Annotated in this window: 15 protein-coding genes; 10 read left to right on the top strand and 5 right to left on the bottom strand. The window is 65.8% G+C overall.

The annotated features are described in order from the left end of the window. Positions 1–14: 14 nt before the first annotated feature. From rsfS to Q352_RS0111280, 3 genes are read right to left on the bottom strand one after another with little or no spacing between them, the layout of a single operon-like run. Positions 15–407 carry a ribosome silencing factor gene (rsfS, locus tag Q352_RS0111290; RefSeq protein ID WP_036386070.1) on the bottom strand — a complete coding sequence of 131 codons (393 nt, stop codon included), beginning with the start codon at positions 405–407 and terminating at the stop codon, positions 15–17. Continuing rightward, positions 408–1,079, bottom strand: a complete 672-nt coding sequence (gene nadD, locus Q352_RS0111285; RefSeq protein WP_234413012.1) for a nicotinate-nucleotide adenylyltransferase — start codon at positions 1,077–1,079, stop codon at positions 408–410. Further along, on the bottom strand, positions 1,063–2,061 hold the full coding sequence (locus Q352_RS0111280; protein WP_036386065.1) for a DUF2804 domain-containing protein: 999 nt from the start codon (positions 2,059–2,061) through the stop codon (positions 1,063–1,065). Before Q352_RS0111280 ends, nadD begins: the two co-directional genes overlap by 17 nt. Before the next feature lie 119 nt (positions 2,062–2,180). Here Q352_RS0111280 and Q352_RS0111275 point away from each other — a divergent pair, with 119 nt between their 5' ends. From Q352_RS0111275 to tal, 8 genes are all read left to right on the top strand, one after another. Continuing rightward, the gene (locus Q352_RS0111275; RefSeq protein WP_028499434.1) at positions 2,181–3,623 is read left to right on the top strand and encodes a beta-barrel assembly-enhancing protease; all 1,443 of its coding nucleotides are present in this window, start codon (positions 2,181–2,183) and stop codon (positions 3,621–3,623) included. Between the two features lie 564 nt (positions 3,624–4,187). After that, the gene (aceE, locus tag Q352_RS0111265) at positions 4,188–6,860 is read left to right on the top strand and encodes a pyruvate dehydrogenase (acetyl-transferring), homodimeric type (RefSeq protein WP_028499433.1); all 2,673 of its coding nucleotides are present in this window, start codon (positions 4,188–4,190) and stop codon (positions 6,858–6,860) included. A gap of 96 nt (positions 6,861–6,956) precedes the next feature. After that, positions 6,957–8,609: a dihydrolipoyllysine-residue acetyltransferase gene (aceF, locus tag Q352_RS0111260; protein ID WP_028499432.1), complete on the top strand. Its 1,653-nt coding sequence runs from the start codon at positions 6,957–6,959 to the stop codon at positions 8,607–8,609. Between the two features lie 103 nt (positions 8,610–8,712). Beyond that, the gene (lpdA, locus tag Q352_RS0111255; RefSeq protein WP_028499431.1) at positions 8,713–10,470 is read left to right on the top strand and encodes a dihydrolipoyl dehydrogenase; all 1,758 of its coding nucleotides are present in this window, start codon (positions 8,713–8,715) and stop codon (positions 10,468–10,470) included. Between the two features lie 497 nt (positions 10,471–10,967). Continuing rightward, the gene (locus Q352_RS22315) at positions 10,968–14,030 is read left to right on the top strand and encodes a bifunctional diguanylate cyclase/phosphodiesterase (RefSeq protein WP_084300094.1); all 3,063 of its coding nucleotides are present in this window, start codon (positions 10,968–10,970) and stop codon (positions 14,028–14,030) included. Positions 14,031–14,138: 108 nt separating this feature from the next. After that, positions 14,139–14,828, top strand: coding sequence for a phosphate regulon transcriptional regulator PhoB (gene phoB / locus Q352_RS0111245; RefSeq protein WP_028499430.1), 690 nt, complete (start codon positions 14,139–14,141; stop codon positions 14,826–14,828). Further along, entirely contained in the window at positions 14,825–16,135 is a 1,311-nt protein-coding gene (gene phoR, locus Q352_RS0111240) for a phosphate regulon sensor histidine kinase PhoR (protein ID WP_028499429.1), read from the top strand. Before phoB ends, phoR begins: the two co-directional genes overlap by 4 nt. 89 nt (positions 16,136–16,224) lie before the next feature. Next, positions 16,225–17,286, top strand: coding sequence for a transaldolase (tal, locus tag Q352_RS0111235; protein ID WP_028499428.1), 1,062 nt, complete (start codon positions 16,225–16,227; stop codon positions 17,284–17,286). 16 nt (positions 17,287–17,302) lie between these two features. Here tal and Q352_RS0111230 read toward each other — a convergent pair whose 3' ends face one another. Continuing rightward, positions 17,303–17,959, bottom strand: coding sequence for a TIGR02117 family protein (locus Q352_RS0111230; protein ID WP_028499427.1), 657 nt, complete (start codon positions 17,957–17,959; stop codon positions 17,303–17,305). A 5-nt stretch (positions 17,960–17,964) separates the two neighbouring features. After that, positions 17,965–18,594: a dethiobiotin synthase gene (bioD, locus tag Q352_RS0111225; protein WP_028499426.1), complete on the bottom strand. Its 630-nt coding sequence runs from the start codon at positions 18,592–18,594 to the stop codon at positions 17,965–17,967. Positions 18,595–18,794: 200 nt separating this feature from the next. Here bioD and coxB point away from each other — a divergent pair, with 200 nt between their 5' ends. Then, the gene (gene coxB, locus Q352_RS0111220) at positions 18,795–19,913 is read left to right on the top strand and encodes a cytochrome c oxidase subunit II (protein ID WP_028499425.1); all 1,119 of its coding nucleotides are present in this window, start codon (positions 18,795–18,797) and stop codon (positions 19,911–19,913) included. A gap of 11 nt (positions 19,914–19,924) precedes the next feature. Continuing rightward, positions 19,925–21,559, top strand: a complete 1,635-nt coding sequence (ctaD, locus tag Q352_RS0111215) for a cytochrome c oxidase subunit I (RefSeq protein WP_028499424.1) — start codon at positions 19,925–19,927, stop codon at positions 21,557–21,559. The last annotated feature ends 13 nt before the right edge of the window (positions 21,560–21,572 follow it).

The raw sequence follows: 21,572 nt of genomic DNA, 5'->3' as shown, positions 1-21,572 counted from the left end.
CGGCGTGACGGGACTCAGACCGCTTTCCAGTCCTTGCCCGGGATCGGCGTGAACACCGGCTTCTGGCCGCCCCACAGCGCTTCGAGGTCGTAGTAGTCGCGCACGGCCGGCAGCATGACGTGGATGACCACGTCACCGGCATCGACCAGCACCCATTCGCCGCTCAGCTCGCCTTCGGTGCCGACGATGTCGACGCCGTTTTCCTTCAGCTTCACATGCACGCTGTTGGCCAGCGCCTTGACCTGGCGGTTCGAGTCGCCGGTGCAGACCACCAGGCGGTTGAACAGCGACGTCAGCTCGCGGGTGTCGAGGTTGACGATTTCCTTGCCCTTCACATCTTCCAGCGCCTCGACGGCGAGGGCGGCAATGGCGTCGGAACTGGGGTAAGCGGTTGCGGTTTGATTCATCTAGATACTTTCAATTCGGTAGAGCCGGTGTCGGCGGATGTAGCCCAGGACGGCGGGCGGCAACGCCCCCAACCCGTCCCCGCCCGCAGCCAGGTCGGCGCGGATGGCGGTGGCCGATACGTCGACCGGCGATAAAGTCAGGGCGCGGATTCTACCCGCGGCAGGAAAATTTGCAAAATCAGTCGCTTGGCGCGACTGCCACAAGGCGTCCACGGCAGGTGGCAGCGGCAGGGTCCCGAAGCCCGGACGGGCGGCGACCGCCAGGTTGGCCAGCGTCAGCAAGTCCTGCCAGCGATGCCAGCGATCGAGGCCGGCCAGCTGGTCGGCGCCGATCAGCCACCACAGCGGCCGCGACGGCCCGACTTCGCGGCGCAGCGCCGCCAGCGTATCGACGGTATAGCCGCTGGCGCCGGGCGCCAGCTCGCGGGCATCGATATCGAGCCCCGGCTCGTCGGCCACTGCCAGCCGGGCCATGGCCAGCCGATGGACGGCGGACGCATGCGGTGGCGGGCGGTGCGGCGGCACCCCGGACGGGATCAGGCGCACGCTGTCCAGCGCCAGCTCGTCGCGCAGCGCGCACGCCAGCCGCAGATGGGCGCTGTGGATCGGGTCGAAGGTGCCGCCGTACAGGCCGATGCCGGCCGGCCTGGCCGGCTTACCAGCGGACATCATGGTCCTCGGTCACGCCGGCCAGGCCGCGGATGACTGACACGGCGCCGTCGGGACCGGCGCGCAGGCTGCCGCTGAACGTGCCGACCGGCTGGACATAGCGGGTCGATGCCAGCACCAGATTGCGGTCCTCATGGCGGGCGCCTTCCGGGCTGAAATGCAGATCGACCAGCCCGTCGCGGTCGCGGATGCGCCATGGTTCGAGCGGGTCGGTGCCATGCTCGATGCTGACCGGGCCGACCGGTATCAGCCGGCCATCCATCCACAGCGCGTTTTCCGCCTCGCCCAGATAGCCCTGCTGCAGATTCAGGCCGAGGCGGCCGTCAAAGGCGCTGGCCCAGCGCCAGCGGGTATGACGGGCCAGCAGCCCGCTGGAGTGGTCAAGCGATGCCACGGCACCGTCGAGCGAATAGCGTTCGCCACCGGCGTCGACAAAGCCGCTGAGTGCCAGTCCGCCGGTCTTGTGCGTGACATGCGCGATCCCGCCCTGCGGCACGGCGATCACCGACAGTACCGGTGGCAGGGGGGCCGTCGGCAGGTGGGCGGCCAGGCGCAGCCCGTCGGCGCTGACCGCCAGTTCCAGCCGGTCGGGATGGCGGACGAAACCCAGCCGGACCGCCCCGCGCGCATAGTGCGCGTCGCCGAGTGGCGTATCCGCCACATGTGCGTGCAGGCCGGGCAGACCGTCGCTGGCGCAGGCGGCGACCATGCGCCGGCTGCTGCGGTCGAACACGTAGCAGAAGCCGGAAGCGATCCAGCCGGCGTCGACGACCGCCATGCCGACGAAGAAGCGCGGATGGCTGATGCCGGCGTATTGCCAGCGCTTGTGCCGCAGCCGCCGGCTCAGACGGGCGAACGGGGACAGGGCCAGTGCCGACCAGCCGGTATCGGCGATCAGACCGGCGTAACGACCGCAGCGCGGCTGTCCGGCATCGTCGGTGGCACGCTCCGGTGCGGGCGGGAAGGAAGAGGAGAAGCCGTTCATGCGCAGGCGGATCGGAAACGGGAATGACCCCGAGTGTACCCAGATTGGACGCGGCTGCCGTGGCGAAAGTCGTCTTCGCGGCAAGACTGATGACCGGTTTGGCGGCTATGATTGACCGCATGAGAACATCGTCCGCCCTCCTGCTGGCTTGCCTGCTGGTCAGCCCGACTGTCCCGGCCCAGATCCTGCTGCCCGATCTGGGGGATTCGGCGCAAGCCGGTTTTACCAGCAGCGACGAAGCGCGCGCCGGCCGCGACGGCTTCCGCTGGCTGCGCGAGAACAATGCCCTGCTTGGCGATGCCGAGCTGGATGACTACCTGAGGCGGATGTCGGTGCGGCTGGCCAATTCCAGCCCCGACCCGGCCCAGCATTACCGGCTGTTCGCCATCGACGACAACCAGATCAACGCCTTCGCCATGCCCGGCGGCTATATCGGCATCCATACCGGGCTGATCGTCGCGGCACAGAACGAAAGCGAACTGGCCTCGGTCATGGCGCACGAAATGGCGCACGTGACCCAGCACCATATCGCGCGGCAGATGGAGCAGCGCGGGCTGGGCAACCTGATGGCGCTTGGCGGCATGCTGGCCGCCGTGCTGGCCGCCAGCGCCGGTGGTGGCGCCAACGCGGCGATTGCCGCCGCGACTGCCGGCCCGGGTCTGGCGATCCAGAACCAGCTGTCGTTCAGCCGCGACTTCGAGCGCGAGGCCGACCGTGTCGGCATCCAGACGCTGGGCAAGGCCGGTTTCGATTCCCGGGCGATGGGCAGTTTCTTCGAGCGGCTGCAAAAGACCAACCGCATCAACGACAACAATGCGCTGGCTTTCCTGCGTACCCACCCGGTGACCTCCGAACGGGTGTCCGACGCCGAGAACCGTGCGGCCAGCCAGCCGGCACGGATGCCGGCCGACTCGGTCGAATTCCTGCTGGCGCGGGAGAAGTCCCGTGTTGCGGTGATGGAACCGCTGGCGGCGGCACGCTTCTACCGCGATGCGATCCGCGATCGCCGCTATGTCAGCGAAATGGCCCAGTGGTACGGGCTGTCCGCTGCCCTGCTGGCACAGAACGACATTGCCGGCGCGCGGGACGCGAACCGGCGGGCGGCCGCGCTGGCCGGCCAGCCGAATCCGTGGCTGATCGGCCAGGAAGCGGCCATCGAACTGGCGGCGCGCAATTACGATGTGGCGGCACGGCTCTACCATGACGGCCGGGCGCGCTTCCCGGATGCGCCGGCGCTGGCCTATGGCGAGATCGACAGCCTGATCGCCGGCAAGCGGCTCGATCCGGCCCGCGACCTGGCCGAACGTGAAGTCACCCGCCGCCCGGACAGCGCCGTGCTGTGGCAGCGGCTGGCGCGCATCTACGCGGACCGCGACGTGATGCGCTACCACTTCGCACTTGGCCAGCAGTTCTATTACGAGGGCAATTATCGTGCGGCGCTGGAGCAGTACCGTTTCGCCCGCGATGCCTGGGGCGACGATTTCTACGTCCGTTCGCGTATCGACGCCCGCGTCGACGAACTGACGCCCATCGTCAAGGAAGAAAAGAACGAACGCCGTTAAGACTGCTGATGTCAGGTGGGCACCGACGGTCACCGTGGCGTCGGTGCATGCCCGACTGACAGGATCCGTCGCGGGCACGGCAGTCCGCCTGACTGGATCCAGCCTCTTCCGTCTCCAGCGCCGCGCTTCCGTCGCGGCGTTTTGCTGCCGACCCCCTTGGCGTGTTCGACAATCCGGTTATAGTGACGATTGTGTGGCGAACACGCTGCATTTGCGGATGCGGTGACAATTTCTTTCGCAAAGCAACATTGCCGCGCCAAAGGGTCAAAAGCGGAGGCAGCGGGCTCCGGGGCAGTGAAAAATGCTGTTGTACTGGCAATTATTTGCTGAAATGTTCGGTTTTGCCGCGCTGCAGCGCAACATGACGGGTGTCGTTGCCGTCGACGTGACTGGTTGACGTGAACGAAAACGGCTGCAAAAAAAACCGACTTGCGACACAATCCGGTGTACAAAAAACGACATAAGCTGTTCGTTTCCAATCATTACAAATTCGCGCAACACGCGATTTCGCTTTCCGGCGGAAGACTGACGCCAGCCGGATAACTCGTTTGAGGTGGATGAGACATGACCGAACCCCTGCACAACGACATCGACCCGCAGGAAACCCAGGAATGGCTGGAAGCACTGCAATCGGTGCTTGCCAGCGACGGCGCCGAGCGCGCCCATTACCTGCTGGAACAAATGGTTGAACGTGTGCGCCGCCAGGGCGCGCACCTGCCGTTCGACGCGACGACGGCCTACCGGAACACCATTCCGGTCGGCAAGGAAGTGAAGTCGCCCGGCAATCACGAACTCGAACACCGCATCCGCTCGATCATCCGCTGGAACGCGATGGCGCTGGTGCTGCGCGCCGGCAAGAAGGATCTCGAGCTGGGCGGCCACATCGCCAGCTACCAGTCAGCCGCGACGCTGTACGACGTGGGCTTCAACCACTTCTGGCGTGCGCCGAACGAAGAGCAGGACGGCGATCTGATCTATGTGCAGGGGCACTCCGCGCCGGGCATCTATGCGCGCGCCTTTATCGAGGGCCGCCTGTCCGCCGACGCGCTGGACAACTTCCGCCAGGAAGTGGACGGTCATGGCCTGTCGTCGTATCCGCACCCGTGGCTGATGCCGGACTTCTGGCAGTTCCCGACCGTGTCGATGGGCCTGGGCCCGCTGATGGCCATCTACCAGGCCCGCTTCCTGAAGTATCTGGAGAGCCGCGGGCTGGCGCGTACGCCGGGACGCCGGGTCTGGGTATTCTGTGGCGATGGCGAAATGGACGAGCCGGAAAGCCTGGGCGCGATCGCGCTGGCCGCACGCGAAGGCCTCGACAACCTGATCTTCGTGGTCAACTGCAACCTGCAGCGTCTGGACGGCCCGGTGCGCGGCAACGGCAAGATCATCCAGGAACTCGAAGGCGACTTCCGCGGCGCCGGCTGGAACGTGCTGAAGGTTGTCTGGGGCAGCCGCTGGGACCCGCTGCTGGCGATGGACACCCATGGCCTGCTGAAGAAGCGCATGGACGAGTGCGTCGACGGCGACTACCAGACCTTCAAGTCCAGGGACGGTGCCTACGTTCGCGAACACTTCTTCGGCAAGTATCCGGAGCTGCGCGAAATGGTCGCCAACATGTCCGACGACGAGATCTGGGCGCTGAACCGTGGCGGCCATGACCCGCACAAGGTCTATGCGGCCTACCACGAAGCGACCACCAATGCGCGCGGTCGCCCGACCGTGATTCTGGCCAAGACCATCAAGGGCTACGCGATGGGTCGTTCCGGCGAGGCGCAGAACATCGCCCACCAGGCAAAGAAGATGGATATCGACTCCATCCGCCGCTTCCGCGACCGCTTCGGCATTCCGGTGACCGACGAGCAGCTCGAACACGAAGTCCCGTACTACAAGCCGGCCGACGACAGCCCGGAAATGCAGTACATGCGCAGCCGTCGCGGCGCGCTCGGCGGCTACCTGCCGTCGCGCCTGCCGGTCAAGGCGCCGATGGCGATCCCGGGTCTGCACGTGTTCGACGCGCTGCTGAAGAGCAGCGAAAGCCGCGAATTCTCGACCACCATGGCCTTCGTGCGCATGCTTGGCGTGCTGCTGAAGGACAAGAACATCGGCAAGCAGATCGTGCCGATCGTGCCTGACGAGTCGCGTACCTTCGGCATGGAAGGCATGTTCCGCCAGTACGGCATCTGGTCCAGCCAGGGCCAGAACTACGTGCCGCAGGATGCCGACCAGCTGATGTTCTACAAGGAGTCCAAGGACGGCCAGATGCTGCAGGAAGGCATCAACGAACCCGGCGCGATGTCGTCGTGGATCGCTGCCGCCACCTCGTATGCGAACCATGGCATCCCGATGGTGCCGTTCTACATCTATTACTCGATGTTCGGCTTCCAGCGCGTCGGCGACCTGGCCTGGGCGGCCGGCGACCTGCGCGCCCGCGGCTTCATGCTCGGCGGCACCGCCGGCCGGACCACGCTGAACGGTGAAGGTCTGCAGCACGAGGACGGCCACAGTCACATCCAGGCCGGGCTGATCCCGAACTGCGTGTCCTATGACCCGACCTATGCCTACGAACTGGCCGTGATCCTGCAGGATGGCCTCAAGCGCATGTATGTCGAACAGGAAGATGTGTACTACTACATCACCCTGATGAACGAGAACTACACCCACCCGGCGCTGCCGGAAGGCGATGCGGCGATCGACGGCATCCTCAAGGGCATGTACCTGCTGAAGGCCGGTGCCGACAGCGAACTCAAGGTCCAGCTGATGGGCTCGGGCACCATCCTCAACGAAGTCATCGCCGGCGCCGAGCTGCTGCGCGACGATTTCGGCGTCAGCGCCGATATCTGGAGCGTGACCTCGTTCAACCTGCTGGCCCGCGACGGCCGCGAAACCGAGCGCTACAACCGCCTGCATCCGGTCGCGACCGCTCGCCAGTCGTTCGTGGAAACGCAACTGGGCGGACGTCAGGGCCCGTGCGTGGCTGCAACCGACTACATCCGCGCCTACGCCGACCAGATCCGCGAATTCGTGCCGGGACGCTACACCGTGCTGGGCACCGACGGCTTCGGCCGTTCGGACAGCCGCGCCAACCTGCGCCGCTTCTTCGAAGTCGACCGCTACCAGGTCGCCGTGGCGGCACTGAAGGCGCTGGCCGACGAAGGCCGGATCGATGTCGCGCGGGTCGAGGAAGCCATCACCAGATACGGTATCCAGGCCGACAAGCCGGCCCCGTGGACGGTATAAGCGGGTAAGGGATGAACCGGGCCCCCGCCAGCCGGCGGGGCCCCTCGGGCGCGGGGCGGGCGGATTCGCCGCCTCGCGTCTGGCCAAGGACAAGACATGAGCCAACAAATCGAACTGAAGATTCCCGACATCGGCGGGCATGCGGGCGTGGATGTGATCGAAGTGTCCGTGAAAGTGGGCGACCGGGTGGAGAAGGACGACACGCTGGTCACGCTGGAAACGGACAAGGCGACCATGGACGTACCGGCAGAAGCCGCCGGCGTGGTGAAGGAAGTACGGGTCAAGGTCGGCGACAAGGTCGGCGAAGGTGACGTGATCGTGCTGCTGGAGGCTGAATCGGCCGCTGCGGCGCCGGTCGCTGCCCCTGCAGCTGCCACCCCTGCAGCTGCTACCCCTGCAGCTGCCCCGGTCGCTGTTGCCCCGGCTCCGGTGGCGGCCGCACCTGCCGCTCCCGCAGCAGCAGGTGGCCGGCAAACGCTGACCGTGCCGGATATCGGCGGCCATGACGGCGTCGACGTGATCGACGTTGCGGTCAAGGCCGGTGACCGGATTGCTGTCGACGACACGCTGATCACGCTGGAAACCGACAAGGCGACCATGGACGTGCCGGCTACCGCTGCCGGTCTGGTGGTGGAAGTGAAGGTCAGGGTCGGCGACAAGGTCGGCGAGGGCGCCGCCATTGTCGTTATCGAGGCTGAAGGCCAGGCTGCCGCCTCGCCGGCCGCCGCCCCGGCCCCGGTGGCGGCACCGGCCGCTGTCGTGACCGCGCCGGCTGCCAGCCCGGTCGTGGCGGCAGCGCCGCGTGCGGTCGCTCCGGTCGATCAGGTCGCCTTTGTCAGCGCCCATGCCGGACCGTCGGTCCGCCGCCTGGCGCGCGAGCTGGGTGTCGACCTGTCGAAGGTCTCCGGCACCGGCCGCAAGAACCGCATTACCGAAAGCGACGTCAAGACCTTCGTCAAGGGCGTGCTGCAGAACCCGGCCGCGGCCGTCGCCGCTGCGCCGGTCAACGGCTCGGGCCTCGACCTGCTGCCGTGGCCGAAGGTCGATTTCGCCAGGTTCGGTCCGGTGACCAGCGAACCGCTGTCGCGGATCAAGAAAATTTCCGGCGCCAACCTGTCGCGCAACTGGGTAATGATTCCGCATGTGACCCAGTTCGACGAGGCCGACATCACCGACATGGAAGCCTTCCGCAAGCAGATGGGCGAAGAGCTGAAGGCGGACGGGGTCAAGCTGACGCCGCTGGCCTTCCTGATCAAGGCCGCGGTCAAGGCGCTGCAGAAATTCCCGGCCTTCAATGCGTCGCTGGACGGCGACAACCTGGTGCTGAAGCAATACGTGAATATCGGCTTTGCCGCCGACACGCCCAATGGTCTGGTGGTGCCGGTGGTCAAGGACGCTGACCGGAAGAGCCTGATCGAGATTGCGCAGGAAACCGGCGTGCTGGCGAAAAAGGCCCGCGACGGCAAACTGCTGCCGGGCGACATGCAGGGTGGCTGCTTCTCGATTTCCAGCCTGGGCGGTATTGGCGGCACGGCGTTCACGCCGATCATCAATGCCCCGGAAGTCGCCATCCTCGGCGTGTCCAAGTCGGCGATCAAGCCGGTGTGGAACGGCAAGGAATTCGCGCCGCGGCTGATGCTGCCGCTGAGCCTGTCCTACGATCACCGCGTGATCGACGGCGCGGCCGCTGCGCGTTTCACCAGCTACCTGAGCCAGGTGCTGGGTGATATCCGCCGCCTGATGCTGTGACGCCGGAAACGGCATGCCGTCCTGGTGGCGGCATGCCGCAGACCCACAAACAGAATTCAGGCATGGGCGGCGGCAACGCCCTCGTCCATGCCCGGGAAAACCTATGAGCCAAATCGAACTGAAGATTCCCGACATCGGCGGGCATGCGGGCGTGGATGTGATCGAAGTGTCCGTGAAAGTGGGCGACCGGGTGGAGAAGGATGACACGCTGGTCACGCTGGAAACGGACAAGGCGACCATGGACGTACCGGCAGAAGCTGCCGGCGTGGTGACGGAAGTCCGGATCAAGGTCGGCGACAAGGTCGGCGAAGGTGACGTGATCGTGCTGCTGGAGGCCGGATCGGCCGCTGCCGCCACCCCTGCTGCTGCGCCAGTTGCCCCGGTGGCCGCACCCGTCGCTGCCGCAGGCGCCTTTGCCGGCAATGCCGACATCGAGTGCGATGTGCTGGTGCTTGGTGGCGGGCCCGGTGGCTACTCGTCCGCGTTCCGCAGTGCCGACCTGGGTCAGAAGACCGTGATCGTCGAGCGTTATTCGACGCTGGGTGGCGTGTGCCTGAACGTCGGCTGCATTCCGTCCAAGGCTCTGCTGCACAACGCGGCGGTGATCGACGAAGTGGCCCACCTGGAAAGCCACGGCATCAAGTTCGGCAAGCCGGAAGTCGACGTCGACGTGCTGCGCGCCTACAAGGACAAGGTCATCGGCAAGCTGACCGGTGGCCTGGCCGGCATGGCCCGCGCGCGCAAGGTCGATATCGTGCGCGGCGAAGGCCGCTTCCTCGATGCGAACCATCTCGAGGTCAGCGTGACCCTGGGCGAAGGCCGCGAACAGACCGGCGAACGCAAGGTGATCCGCTTCAAGCAGGCGATCATTGCCGTCGGCAGCCGGGTGGTGAAGCTGCCATTCATTCCCGAGGACCCGCGCATCGTCGATTCGACCGGCGCGCTGGCGCTGCGTTCGGTGCCGAAACGCATGCTGATTATCGGTGGCGGCATCATTGGCCTGGAAATGGGCACGGTGTACTCGACGCTGGGTGCGCGTCTCGACGTGGTCGAGATGATGGACGGCCTGATGCAGGGCGCGGATCGCGATCTGGTCAAGGTGTGGGAAAAGTGGAACAGCCACCGCTTCGACAACATCATGCTGAACACCCGCACCACGGCGGTCGAGGCGAAGGAAGACGGCATCTGGGTCACGTTCGAGGGCGAAAAGGCCCCGGCCGGCCCGCAATGCTACGACCTGGTACTGGTTGCCGCCGGCCGTGCGCCGAACGGCAAGCTGATCGGTGCGGAAAACGCCGGTGTGCTGGTCAACGAACGCGGCTTTATCCCGGTCGACCAGCAGCAGCGGACCAACGTGCCCAACATCTACGCCATCGGCGACGTGGTCGGCCAGCCGATGCTGGCGCACAAGGGGGTACACGAGGGGCATGTGGCGGCGGAAAACTGCGCCGGCCACAAGGCGTATTTTGATGCCCGCGTGATTCCGGGCGTCGCCTACACCGATCCGGAAGTCGCCTGGGTCGGCGTGACCGAGGATGAGGCCAGAAAGGCCGGTCGCAAGATCAGCAAGGGCGTGTTCCCGTGGGCCGCCAGCGGCCGCGCGATCGCCAATGGCCGCGACGAAGGCTTCACCAAGCTGATTTTTGATGCCGACAGCGGCCATATCGTCGGTGGTGCCATTGTCGGACCGCATGCCGGCGACATGATCGGTGAAATCTGCCTGGCGATTGAAATGGGCTGCGATGCCGAGGATATCGGCAAGACCATCCATCCGCACCCGACCATGGGCGAATCGGTCGGCATGGCGGCCGAGGTGGCGCTGGGCGTGTGTACCGACCTGCCGCCGCAACGACGCAAGTAAGCAAAAAAGCCAAAAAATCGCCCCGTGCCGGAATTTTCGGTTCGGGGCGATTTTTTATGCTCATGTACTTAGTCGGGAAGCTGGTGCCCGCTATCAATATGATTTGTCTGAATACTCTGCCCGGCATGGGTCGTTACTCAAGGAGCCAGTGCTTGTCGCCACCGCCTGAAACTGTGATTTGTGCTGCAGTTCACGGCCTGTCTGGTGTAGATTTGACCCCTGCCGAAGCGGCTGAAAGATAATTTTGTGCCAACGGTGTGCTTTTGTTTCACACAAGGCATAATCGACCCGCCTTTATTATTACGAATAGCATAACGGGAGCGTGACTTTGGGGCGGGAAGGCAGGGAGTGGAGCGTACAGCAGGGCCGGCCATCCCGGGCACGGGGGCTGCGGCCTGACGGGCGTCGTCCTTCGCTCACCGGTTCTCCCTGTTTGCGCTGCCATCCGGCCCTGGGGCGGCTGCGCATGCCCGACCGCACTCAGTCCCCCGCGCATCATGGCTGAACGCATCCCTTCCCACCTGCCGTTGAGCCTGTATCCGATCGACCGGCTGCGCCGGATCCTGGTGATCGGTTTCTGCCTGCTTGTGCTGCTGGTGACTTCCGGGCTGCTGATTACCGGCTGGCACGGCTACCGCAATGCGCTGGAAGCCGAACGCAGCCAGCTTGGTTCCCTGTCCCGGGTGCTGGCTGCCCATTTCTCGCAAGTCTTCCGCGCCTCGACCGGGCAACTGATGTCCCTGACCCGTTCCGAGGAAGTGCAGGCCCTGCTGGCAAAGCGCAACGAGGCGGCGCTGCACGACGTGCTGCGCGATGCGCTGATGCTCGATCCGCAATCCAATTTCCTGACCGTGGCCGATCGTCACGGCGACGTGGTCGCCACCTCGATGGTCTACCCGGTGCACCAGCTGGACATTCGCGGGCGCGAAGTCTTCGAGTCGCTGCGTCGCAACCCGGCGCAGGCGTTTCTGTTCGGCCGGCCGGTCGCCAACCGCATCAACCAGCATCAGTTCGTGCCGATGGCGGCGCCGATCGAAAGTGGCGGTCGCCTGCATGGCGTGGTGATGGCGGGGATCGATCCCGGTTTTTTTCAGGCGTTCTACCGCACGCTGGGCATTGACGACGATACCGCGATCGATCTGCTGCAGCAGGACGGTACCCGGCTGATTTCGTTTCCGGAACAGAGCCTGGCGCAGACAACATCGCCACAGCGCGCCCGCATCGTCTCGGGGCTGATCCGCGATCGCCGCGAGGGCGGGCTGTTCGAATCGGTGCTGGACGGCGACACCCGGCTGGTCGCCATTGCGCCACTGGAGAAACTGCCGCTGGTGGTCAGCGTCAGCCGCAGCAAGTCCCGGGCGCTGGCCGGCTGGTGGGCGGAGATGCTGTCCAAGGGCCTGCTGCTGGCCCTGACCATGGCCGGCCTGACTGCCCTGCTGCTGGTACTGCTCGCGCAGCTGAAGCGGCTGGAGCGCAGCGAACGGCGACTGCGACTGACACAGAACTCGGTCGACAACAGCGCCGAGCTGGTGCTGTGGGTGTTTGCCGACGGCACGGTCAGTTACGCCAATCGCGAGGCAACCCGCTGCCTGGCACGGAACGACGAGATCCTGATTGGACGGCGCATCGGCAGCCTGATGCCGCAGCTGGAGCCGGATCGCTGGCGTGCGCTGTACCTGCGCGGACTGGACCGGCAAAGCGAACTGTTCGAATGCACGCTGCGGCTGGCGGACGGCACCGAAGTCGCGGCGGAAGTGACCAGCAGCGTGCTGGTGCGCGAGACCGGCGAGACCGTCATGTGCCTGCAGGCGCGCGACATCAGCGCGCGGCGCCGGACCGAGGCCGCGCTGGCCGCCAGCGAGGCCCGGTTGCGGCTGGCGCTGGAAGCGTCCGATACCGCGCTGTACGAAATGGACCTGTCCAGCGGCAAAATCGTGCTGACCGGCTCGGTGCTGCGCCGCTTCGGCCTGCACTCAAGCCACTTGGAACTGCCGCTCGAAGCCTGGTTTGCCCATCTGCATGAAGAGGATCGCGCCCGGGTCGAAGCCGAATTCACCGGCTGGCAGCGGGTGCCGCCGGAACGGGTGGAAAGCACGCACCGGGTCAATGTGCGCAACGGCGAAACGCGCTGGGTGCAGGCTCGCGGCCAGTTTGTCGACCCTGATGTGCTGGGTCGGCCGCAGCGGCTGATCGGCACCATCAACGACGTGACCGCGCAGAAACTCAACGAGGCGCGCATCGAGTATTACGCGCGCTTCGATGCGCTGACCGGGTTGGCCAACCGCTATGCGCTGTACCAGCACCTGTCGCATGCGATCGACGAGGCCGAAGTCCAGGAGCGGCCGATCGGCGTGCTGTTCATCGACCTGGACAACTTCAAGAACATCAACGATTCGCTAGGCCATGCCGTCGGCGACGAAGTGCTGAAGGCGGTAGCCGGCCGGCTGGACGAATTCATTGGCCCGGACGATACGCTGGCGCGCCTGGGCGGCGACGAATTCCTGATCATCCTGCCCGGTGCCACCGAGCAGGGCGCCGGCGAGGTGGCCTCGTGCATCGTCACCGCGATGTCGGTGCCGTTCCGGGTCGGCGAACGTGAACTGTCGACCACGCCGTCGATCGGCATCAGCCTGTATCCGCGTGACGGCATCGAGGCCGATCACCTGATCCGCAACGCCGACGCGGCGATGTACCAGGCCAAGGGGCGCGGACGCAATACCTTCCAGTTCTACAGCAGCGACATGAACGACCGCGCCGCCGAGCGGCTGGAGCTGGAAGTGCAGCTGCGCACGGCCCATCTGCGCGGCGAGCTGTGTTTGCACTACCAGCCGCAGGTGGATGCCATCAGCGGCCGCATCGTCGGTGCCGAGGCGCTGATGCGCTGGCAGCATCCCGAATACGGCATGATCTCGCCGGGACGTTTCATCCCGATCGCCGAGGAAAGCGGGCTGATCGTGCAGATCGGCGACTGGGCGATCCGCGAAGCCTGCCGGCAGGCCGTTGTCTGGCAGCGGCAGGGGCTGGAGCCGATCACGGTTGCGGTCAACCTGTCCGGCCGGCAGTTCCAGCAGCCGAACTTCGTCGCCCAGGTGGCTGATGCGCTGGTCGAGACCGGTCTGGCGCCGCAATGGCTGGAACTGGAAGTGACCGAGAGCATCGTCATGCACGATGTGCGGCAGGTGATCGCCACGCTGTCCGAGCTCAAACAGCTCGGGGTACAGCTGTCGATCGACGACTTCGGCACCGGCTACTCCAGCCTCAGCTATCTGAAGCGCTTCCCGGTCGACCTGCTGAAAATCGACCAGAGCTTCGTGCGCGACCTGGAGAACGACGATTCAGACGCCGCCATCGTGCGCGCCGTGATTTCGCTGGGCAAGCACCTGAACCTGCGCCTGGTGGCCGAAGGGGTGGAGACCGAAGGGCAGTTCGCCTTCCTGCAGGCGGCCGGCGTCGACCTGATCCAGGGCTTCTGGTTCAGCCGCCCGCTGCTGGCGGAAGATTTCGCTGCCCGGTTGCGCGACGACCAGGCCGAGGCGAGGGTGGCCGATCTGGCAGGCTGAGCGGCCCGGCTCTCCGCTATTTGCATTTTGTAGGTGACTTGTCATGTTTCGGTAACAGGCCGTTTCTATGCTTGCCACAATTCTTGCAGCCAGGACCCGACTTCCCCCATGCCCGCCAACATTCTGCTTGTCGAAGACGAGCCGGCGATCCAGGAACTGATCGCCTTCAATCTGAACCAGTCCGGGCACCACGTGCTGCGTGCCGCCAGCGCGGAAGCCGCAATGACACTGGTCAAGAACGCCCTGCCGGATCTGGTGCTGCTCGACTGGATGCTGCCAGGCCAGAGCGGGATCGAGTTTGCGAAGAAACTGCGCGCCGACGAGCGGACCCGCGCCGTGCCGATCATCATGCTGACCGCTCGCTCCGACGAGCAGGACAAGATCACCGGGCTGGAAACCGGCGCCGACGATTACATCACCAAGCCGTTCTCGCCGCGCGAGCTGCAGGCACGGATCAAGGCCGTGCTGCGTCGCCGCGCGCCGCAGATGACCGACGATGCAGTCGAGGTGCGCGGGCTCAAGCTCGATCCGGGCACGCACCGGGTCTATGCCGGCGACCAGCCGCTCGATCTCGGCCCGACCGAGTTCCGCCTGCTGCACTTCTTCATGACCCACCCGGAACGCGTGCACAGCCGTGCCCAGCTGCTCGACCAGGTCTGGGGCGACCATGTGTTCGTCGAGGAGCGTACCGTCGACGTTCATATCCGCCGCCTGCGCAGCGCGCTGGAAGGCAGCGGCCATGATTCGCTGGTGCAGACCGTGCGAGGCACGGGCTACCGCTTCTCGGCCCAGGCATGAAGGCATTCCTGACCCGCAGTGCCGCCTGGGCCGGCGTCCTGTGCCTGTTCGCACTGGCTGCGTGGTTCACCGCCGGTGCCGCTGCGCTGTTCGCCGTGCTGGCGATCGGTCTGGCGGCGTGGCTGGTCTTCCATCTGTACCACGTTGCGCTGCTGATCCAGTGGATGCGCCATCCGCGTCCGGAGCGCATTCCCGAGGGGCTGGGAAGCTGGCAGCAGATCTTCTCCGCGCTGTACCGCCAGGCGCGCCAGCAGAGCATGAACCAGAAGAAGCTGTCGAATGTGCTCGAACGCTTCATCAATGCCGGCGAAGCCATGCCGGACGGCGTGGTGGTGCTCGACGAGCACGACCGTATCGAATGGCTGAACCCGATGGCGGTCGAGCACTTCGCCCTCGACCGCAAGGGCGACGTCGGCAACCAGATCGCCAACCTGGTGCGTCAGCCCGGCTTTCATCGCTACCTGACCGAACAGAACTACAGCCAGCCGCTGATCCTGCGCCAGTCGCAGCCGACCGAGCGGGTGCTGTCGGTGCAGCTGGTGCCGTTCGACTCGACCCGCAAGCTGATCTTGTCGCGCGACATCACCCAGCTGGAACGGGTGCAGACCGTGCACCGTGATTTCGTCGCCAATGTGTCGCACGAGCTGCGCACGCCGCTGACGGTGATTGGCGGCTTTGTCGAGACGCTGGTCGACATGGAGTCGCCCAGCCCCGAAGTGCTGCGCCAGTTCCTGCCGCTGATGATGGAGCAGGCGCGGCGCATGCAGAGCCTGGTCGAGGACCTGCTGACGCTGTCGCGGCTGGAGAACGGCGGCGGCACCCAGACCGACCGCGTCGACATGGATGAATTGCTGCGCGTGCTGCTGGTCGAGGCGCAGGGGCTGTCGCAGGGCCGGCATGAGGTGGTGCTGGAGCAGCAGAGCGACCGCTGGCTGTGGGGCTCGGTCAACGAACTGCACAGCGCATTCGGCAACCTGGTGTCCAATGCCATCCGCTACACGCCGGCCGGCGGCGCCGTGACCCTGCGCTGGCAGTTCGACGGCAACCGCGCCGTGTTCAGCGTGACCGATTCCGGCATCGGCATCGCCCGCGAACACCTGCCGCGACTGACCGAACGCTTCTACCGGGTGGACCGGGGACGTTCGCGCAACTCGGGCGGCACCGGTCTTGGCCTGGCCATCGTCAAGCATGTGCTGGCGCGCCACCATGCGCGGCTGGAAGTCAGCAGCGAGCTGGAAAAAGGCAGTACTTTCAGCGTGTCGTTCCCGCGCGAGCGGGTCGCCGAACCGGACGCGGTCACGCCATAGCGCGCGGATTGCGCGCGGACGTGGCGGCAAAGGAACCGTCGCGCTAGGATGTTTGTCTGAATCCTGTAGAACAAGAACGGACAAGCCTCATGAAGCGACTCTCCGCCATACGCCCGCTGGGCCAGCGCATCTGGCTCGACAACCTGTCACGCGAACTGCTGCAGACCGGCGCGCTGGAATGCCTGGTCCGGGATGACGGCATTGCCGGCGTCACCTCGAACCCCGCCATCTTCGAAAAAGCCATTCGCCACGATCCGCGTTACCAGACCGATCTCGGCCGCCTGAAGGCGGTGCCGAAACTGTCGGCCGAAGAGCGTTACGAAGCCCTGGTCATCCCCGACATCCAGCTGGCGTGCGACCAGTTGCGTGATGCCTATGTCGGCAGCCATGGCGAAGACGGCTATGTGAGCCTGGAAGTGTCGCCGCTGCTCGCCGATGACGAGGCCGGCACGCTGGCGGCCGCCCGCCGGCTGTGGCGTGCGATTGCGCGTCCCAACGCCATGATCAAGATCCCGGCGACGCCGGCCGGCATCGCCGCCTTCCGCACGCTGATCCGCGAAGGGATCAACGTCAACATCACGCTGCTGTTCTCGCTGCGCCAGGTCGAGGCGGTGTGGGACGCCTATATCGCCGGCCTGAATGCGCGCATGGACGACGACCTGCCGCTGCATCACGTCAAGGCGGTCGCCAGCTTCTTCCTGTCCCGCGTCGACAGCCTGCTCGATCCGCAACTGCCGGAGGCCCTGCGCGGCAAGAGCGCGCTGGCGCTGGCGAAGAGCGCCTATCAGCGCTATCTGGAACGGTTTCACGGCAGCGAGTTCGCGCCGCTGCGCGCCCATGGCGCCTGCCCGCAATACCTGCTGTGGGCCAGCACCGGCACCAAGGACCCGGCCTACTCCGATGTGATGTACGTGGAAGGCCTGATCGGCAAGGACACGGTGAATACCGTGCCGGACGCCACGCTGGCCGCTTTCCGCGACCATGGCGAAGCCGCGCCGACGCTGACGGCCGGACTGGATGCGGTCGATGCGCAACTGGCCGCGCTGGTCGCTGCCGGCATCGACCTCGACCAGGTCGGCGACACGTTGCAGCAGCAGGGACTGGCGCTGTTCGACAACGCCTACCGCGCCCTGCTGGAACTGACCGCCTGAGCGGCAAGGACGCCGTTCAGCGCAGGTGACCGAGTACGTTGCCGGCGAATGGCGTCCACCATCCCATCTTCACTCCTGCGTCGCGCAGCAGGCTGCCGCTCCACACATTGCAGGTCTGCAGCAGGCTGTAGCGGCCATTGGCCGGGTAGAACGCATCGTGGTCGCCATAGGCCATGCCGGCCAGCGGCGTGAGCGGCGCGGCGAAGCGGGCGAGGATGCGCTGCTGCAGCGCACGGTAGTCGGCCGGGGACAGCGGCACGGCGCGGCAGTCGCGCTGCCCGGCCGGATCGGACCGGTAGCCGACATGCATCAGGCTGCGGTCCAGCCCCAGCGCAGCCGACAGGGCAATGCCGGGGCGCAGGTCCGACCAGTCGCGGGTTTCGAGATAGAAGCGCCGGCTGCCCCAGCCAAAGCCCAGCCAGCCCAGCGCGCGGACATCCGCGCGGAAGTGGGACGGCGGGAACCACCGGGACAGATCGGGTCCGGTGCCGCCGGCGTCCCGCACCGGCAGGACCAGATCGACATGCACCCCATTGCTGCAGGCGTAGACCGGTACTGTGGCGCCGTTCGCCAGCGGGCGACCGGGCGACGACAGCCAGTCGCCGAGCAGCACGCTGGCGGCGCCATAGCCGAGCGGCAGCGCCAGCAGGCCCGACAGCAGCGTTCGCCTCATCGGCGTCACTGACCGGTGTACGGGACTTCCAGCAACAGCGGGGCGGCGATCTTCGCCTTCAGCGTGGCCAGATTGTCTTCATGGCGCGCCATGTCGGGGTCGATGCGGTTGGCGATCCAGCCGGCCAGCGGCAGACCACGGTCGACAATGGCCTGCGCGCTGAGACGCGCATGATTGATGCAGCCGAGGCGCATGCCGACCACCAGCATGACCGGCAGATCCAGTGCCACCGCCAGGTCGGCGATGTCCAGCCGGTCGGACAGCGGCGCCAGCCAGCCGCCGGCCCCTTCCACCAGCACGATGTCGGCCTGCCGGGCCAGCGACTGGTAATGCTCGACCAGCCGCGCCAGGCTGATTTCGACCCCGGCGTCGCGGGCGGCGAAATGCGGCGAGATCGCCGGCTCGAAACGATAGGGATTCATCAGCTCGCGGTCGCGCTGGCCGGTCGCCGCCACCAGCCGCTCCACATCGCCATTGACCAGCGTGCCGTCGGCCGCACGCTCGCAGCCGGACGCCACCGGTTTCATCGCCAGCACACGCCGGCCGTCGCGCCGCCAGCGTTCGATCAGCTGTACGGCGACATGGGTCTTGCCGACATCGGTGTCGGTACCGGTAAGGAAATAGCCCTGGGCCATGGATGAATGTCCGTGAGGATCGGACGGACGAGTGTAGCGCGACGCACCCGGATACGGTGGGCTATTGCGCCCGCTGCATCGCAACATACTGTTGCGAATGGAATTTCTTTCTTGCCCATCGCCATCGTTGCTACATATACCGAGGTGATACGGCGCAGCGAGTGACAAGACGCCGTCCGCCATTTCTGCGGGGGGAAACCATGATTCGTACCGTCGCAACGGCCTGTGCCGTTGTCGCGCCGACGGCGCGCGCGGACTGGGCGCTGAATCTCCAGGCACCCGTCACCCGGATTGCCCGCGACATTTTCGATCTGCACACCATGCTGCTGCTGGTGTGCGTGACGATCTTCGTCGTGGTGTTCGCCGTGATGTTCTATTCGATCTTCCGCCACCGCAAGGCGGCCGGTCATCAGGCGCGGCACTTTCACGAAAACACCACGGTCGAGGTGATCTGGACCGTGATCCCGTTCGTGATCCTGGTCGTCATGGCACTGCCGGCCACGCGCACCATCCTTGCCCAGAAAGACGCCAGCGGCGCCGACATGACGGTCAAGGTGACCGGCTACCAGTGGAAATGGGGTTACGACTATGTCGATGACGGGCTGAGTTTCGTCAGCAACCTGTCGACGCCGCGCGCGCAGATCGAGCGCAACGTGCCCCGGAACGCCGAATACCTGCTCGAAGTCGACCAGCCGATGGTGGTGCCGGTCGGACGCAAGGTCCGGCTGATCATCACCGCCAATGACGTCATCCATTCGTGGTGGGTACCGGCTCTCGGGGTCAAGCAGGATGCGATCCCGGGGTTTGTCCGCGATGCCTGGTTCAAGATCGACCGTCCCGGCGTCTATCGCGGCCAGTGCGCCGAGCTGTGCGGCAAGGAGCATGGCTTCATGCCGATCGTGGTCGATGCGCGCAGCCCGGCCGACTACCAGGTGTGGCTGGACGCGCAGAAGAAACAGGCGGCCGCGCAGCGTGACGACCCGGACAAGGTGTGGACGCTGGCCGACCTGAAGGCGCGTGGCGAGAAGGTCTACCAGGCCAACTGTGTCGTCTGTCACCAGGCCGACGGGCACGGCATCCCCGGCAACTTCCCGTCCATCGCCGGCTCGGCCATCGCCACCGGCGCGCCGGCCGCCCATATCGATATCGTGCTCAACGGCAGCCGGAAGAACCCGGCCATGGCGGCCTGGGGCAAGCAGCTCGGCGATACCGATCTCGCCGCGGTCATCACCTTCGAACGCAATGCCTTCGGCAACCACACCGGTGACGTGGTGCAGCCGAAGGACATCGTCGCCGCGCGCGGCGGCAAGACCGCCTGAGGAGGCTTCACATGACGACGGTTGTCGAACCGGGCCTGGCCCACGATGAGCACGCCGCCCCCCATCACGGTCATCCGCAGGGCTGGCGGCGCTGGCTGTACGCGACCAATCACAAGGACATCGGCACGCTGTACCTGACCTTCGCCTTCATCATGTTCCTGTCCGGCGGGGTGCTGGCGCTGGCGATCCGCGCCGAACTGTTCCGGCCCGGCCTGCAGTTCTGGCAACCGGAGCTGTTCAACCAGTTCACCACGCTGCACGGGCTGATCATGGTGTTCGGCGCCATCATGCCGGCCTTTACCGGGCTGATGAACTGGATGATCCCGCTGCTGATCGGCGCCCCGGACATGGCCTTCGCGCGGATGAACAACTGGAGCTTCTGGCTGCTGCCGCCGGCCGCCCTGCTGCTGATGCTGTCATTCGCCGTGCCGGGTGGCGCCGCGGCAGCGGGCTGGACGCTGTACGCGCCGCTGTCGACGCAGATGGGCGTCGGCATGGACATGACCATCTTCGCCATCCACATCATGGGCATCAGCTCGATCATGGGCTCGATCAACATCATCACCACCATCCTGAACATGCGCGCGCCGGGCATGACGCTGATGAAAATGCCGATGTTCGTCTGGACCTCGCTGATCACCGCCTACCTGCTGATCGCGGTGATGCCGGTGCTGGCCGGCGCGGTGACCATGGTGCTGACCGACCGCCATTTCGGTACCCACTTCTTCAATGCCGCCGGCGGCGGCGATCCGGTGCTGTACCAGCACATTTTCTGGTTCTTCGGCCATCCTGAGGTCTACATCATGGCGCTGCCGGCCTTCGGCGTCGTCAGCCAGGTGATTCCGGCCTTCAGCCGCAAGCCGCTGTTCGGCTATCACTCGATGGTGTACGCAACATCCAGCATTGCCATCCTGTCGTTCATGGTCTGGGCGCACCACATGTTCACTACCGGCATGCCGGCGACCGCGCAACTGTTCTTCATGTACTCGACCATGCTGATCGCGGTGCCGACCGGGGTGAAGGTATTCAACTGGGTCGCCACCATGTGGCAGGGCGCGATGAGCTTCGAGACGCCGATGCTGTTCGCCATCGGCTTCGTCTGCCTGTTCACCATGGGCGGGCTGTCCGGCGTGGTGCTGTCGGTGGCGGCGGTCGACGTGCAACTGCAGGATACCTACTACGTGGTCGCCCACTTTCATTACGTACTGGTCGCCGGCGCGCTGTTCAGCCTGTTCTCGGCCACCTACTACTGGCTGCCGAAGTGGAGCGGGCGGATGTACAACGAGCGCATGGGCCGCTTCCACTTCTGGTGGTCGCTGGTCTGGTTCAACGTCACCTTCTTCCCGATGCACTTCCTTGGCCTGGCCGGCATGCCACGGCGGATTCCCGACTACGCCCTGCAGTTTTCCGGCTTCAACGAGGTCGCCAGCATCGGTGCTTTCCTGTTCGGCTTCGGCCAGCTGATCTTCCTGTACAACGTGCTGTGGACAATCCGGTACGGGCCGCCGGCACCGGCTCGGCCGTGGGAGGGTGCCGATACGCTGGAATGGACCGAGCCGAGCCCGGCGCCGTACCACTCGTTCTCGGACCCGGCCGAGGTCGCCCATGCCGAATTCGACCTCAACGGCCGGGTGGTGCGGCGATGAAACCGGCGACCCG

This window comes from Microvirgula aerodenitrificans DSM 15089 (genome assembly GCF_000620105.1).
GTDB lineage: Bacteria > Pseudomonadota > Gammaproteobacteria > Burkholderiales > Aquaspirillaceae > Microvirgula > Microvirgula aerodenitrificans.
This window is presented reverse-complemented; position numbering and strand designations above follow the sequence as displayed.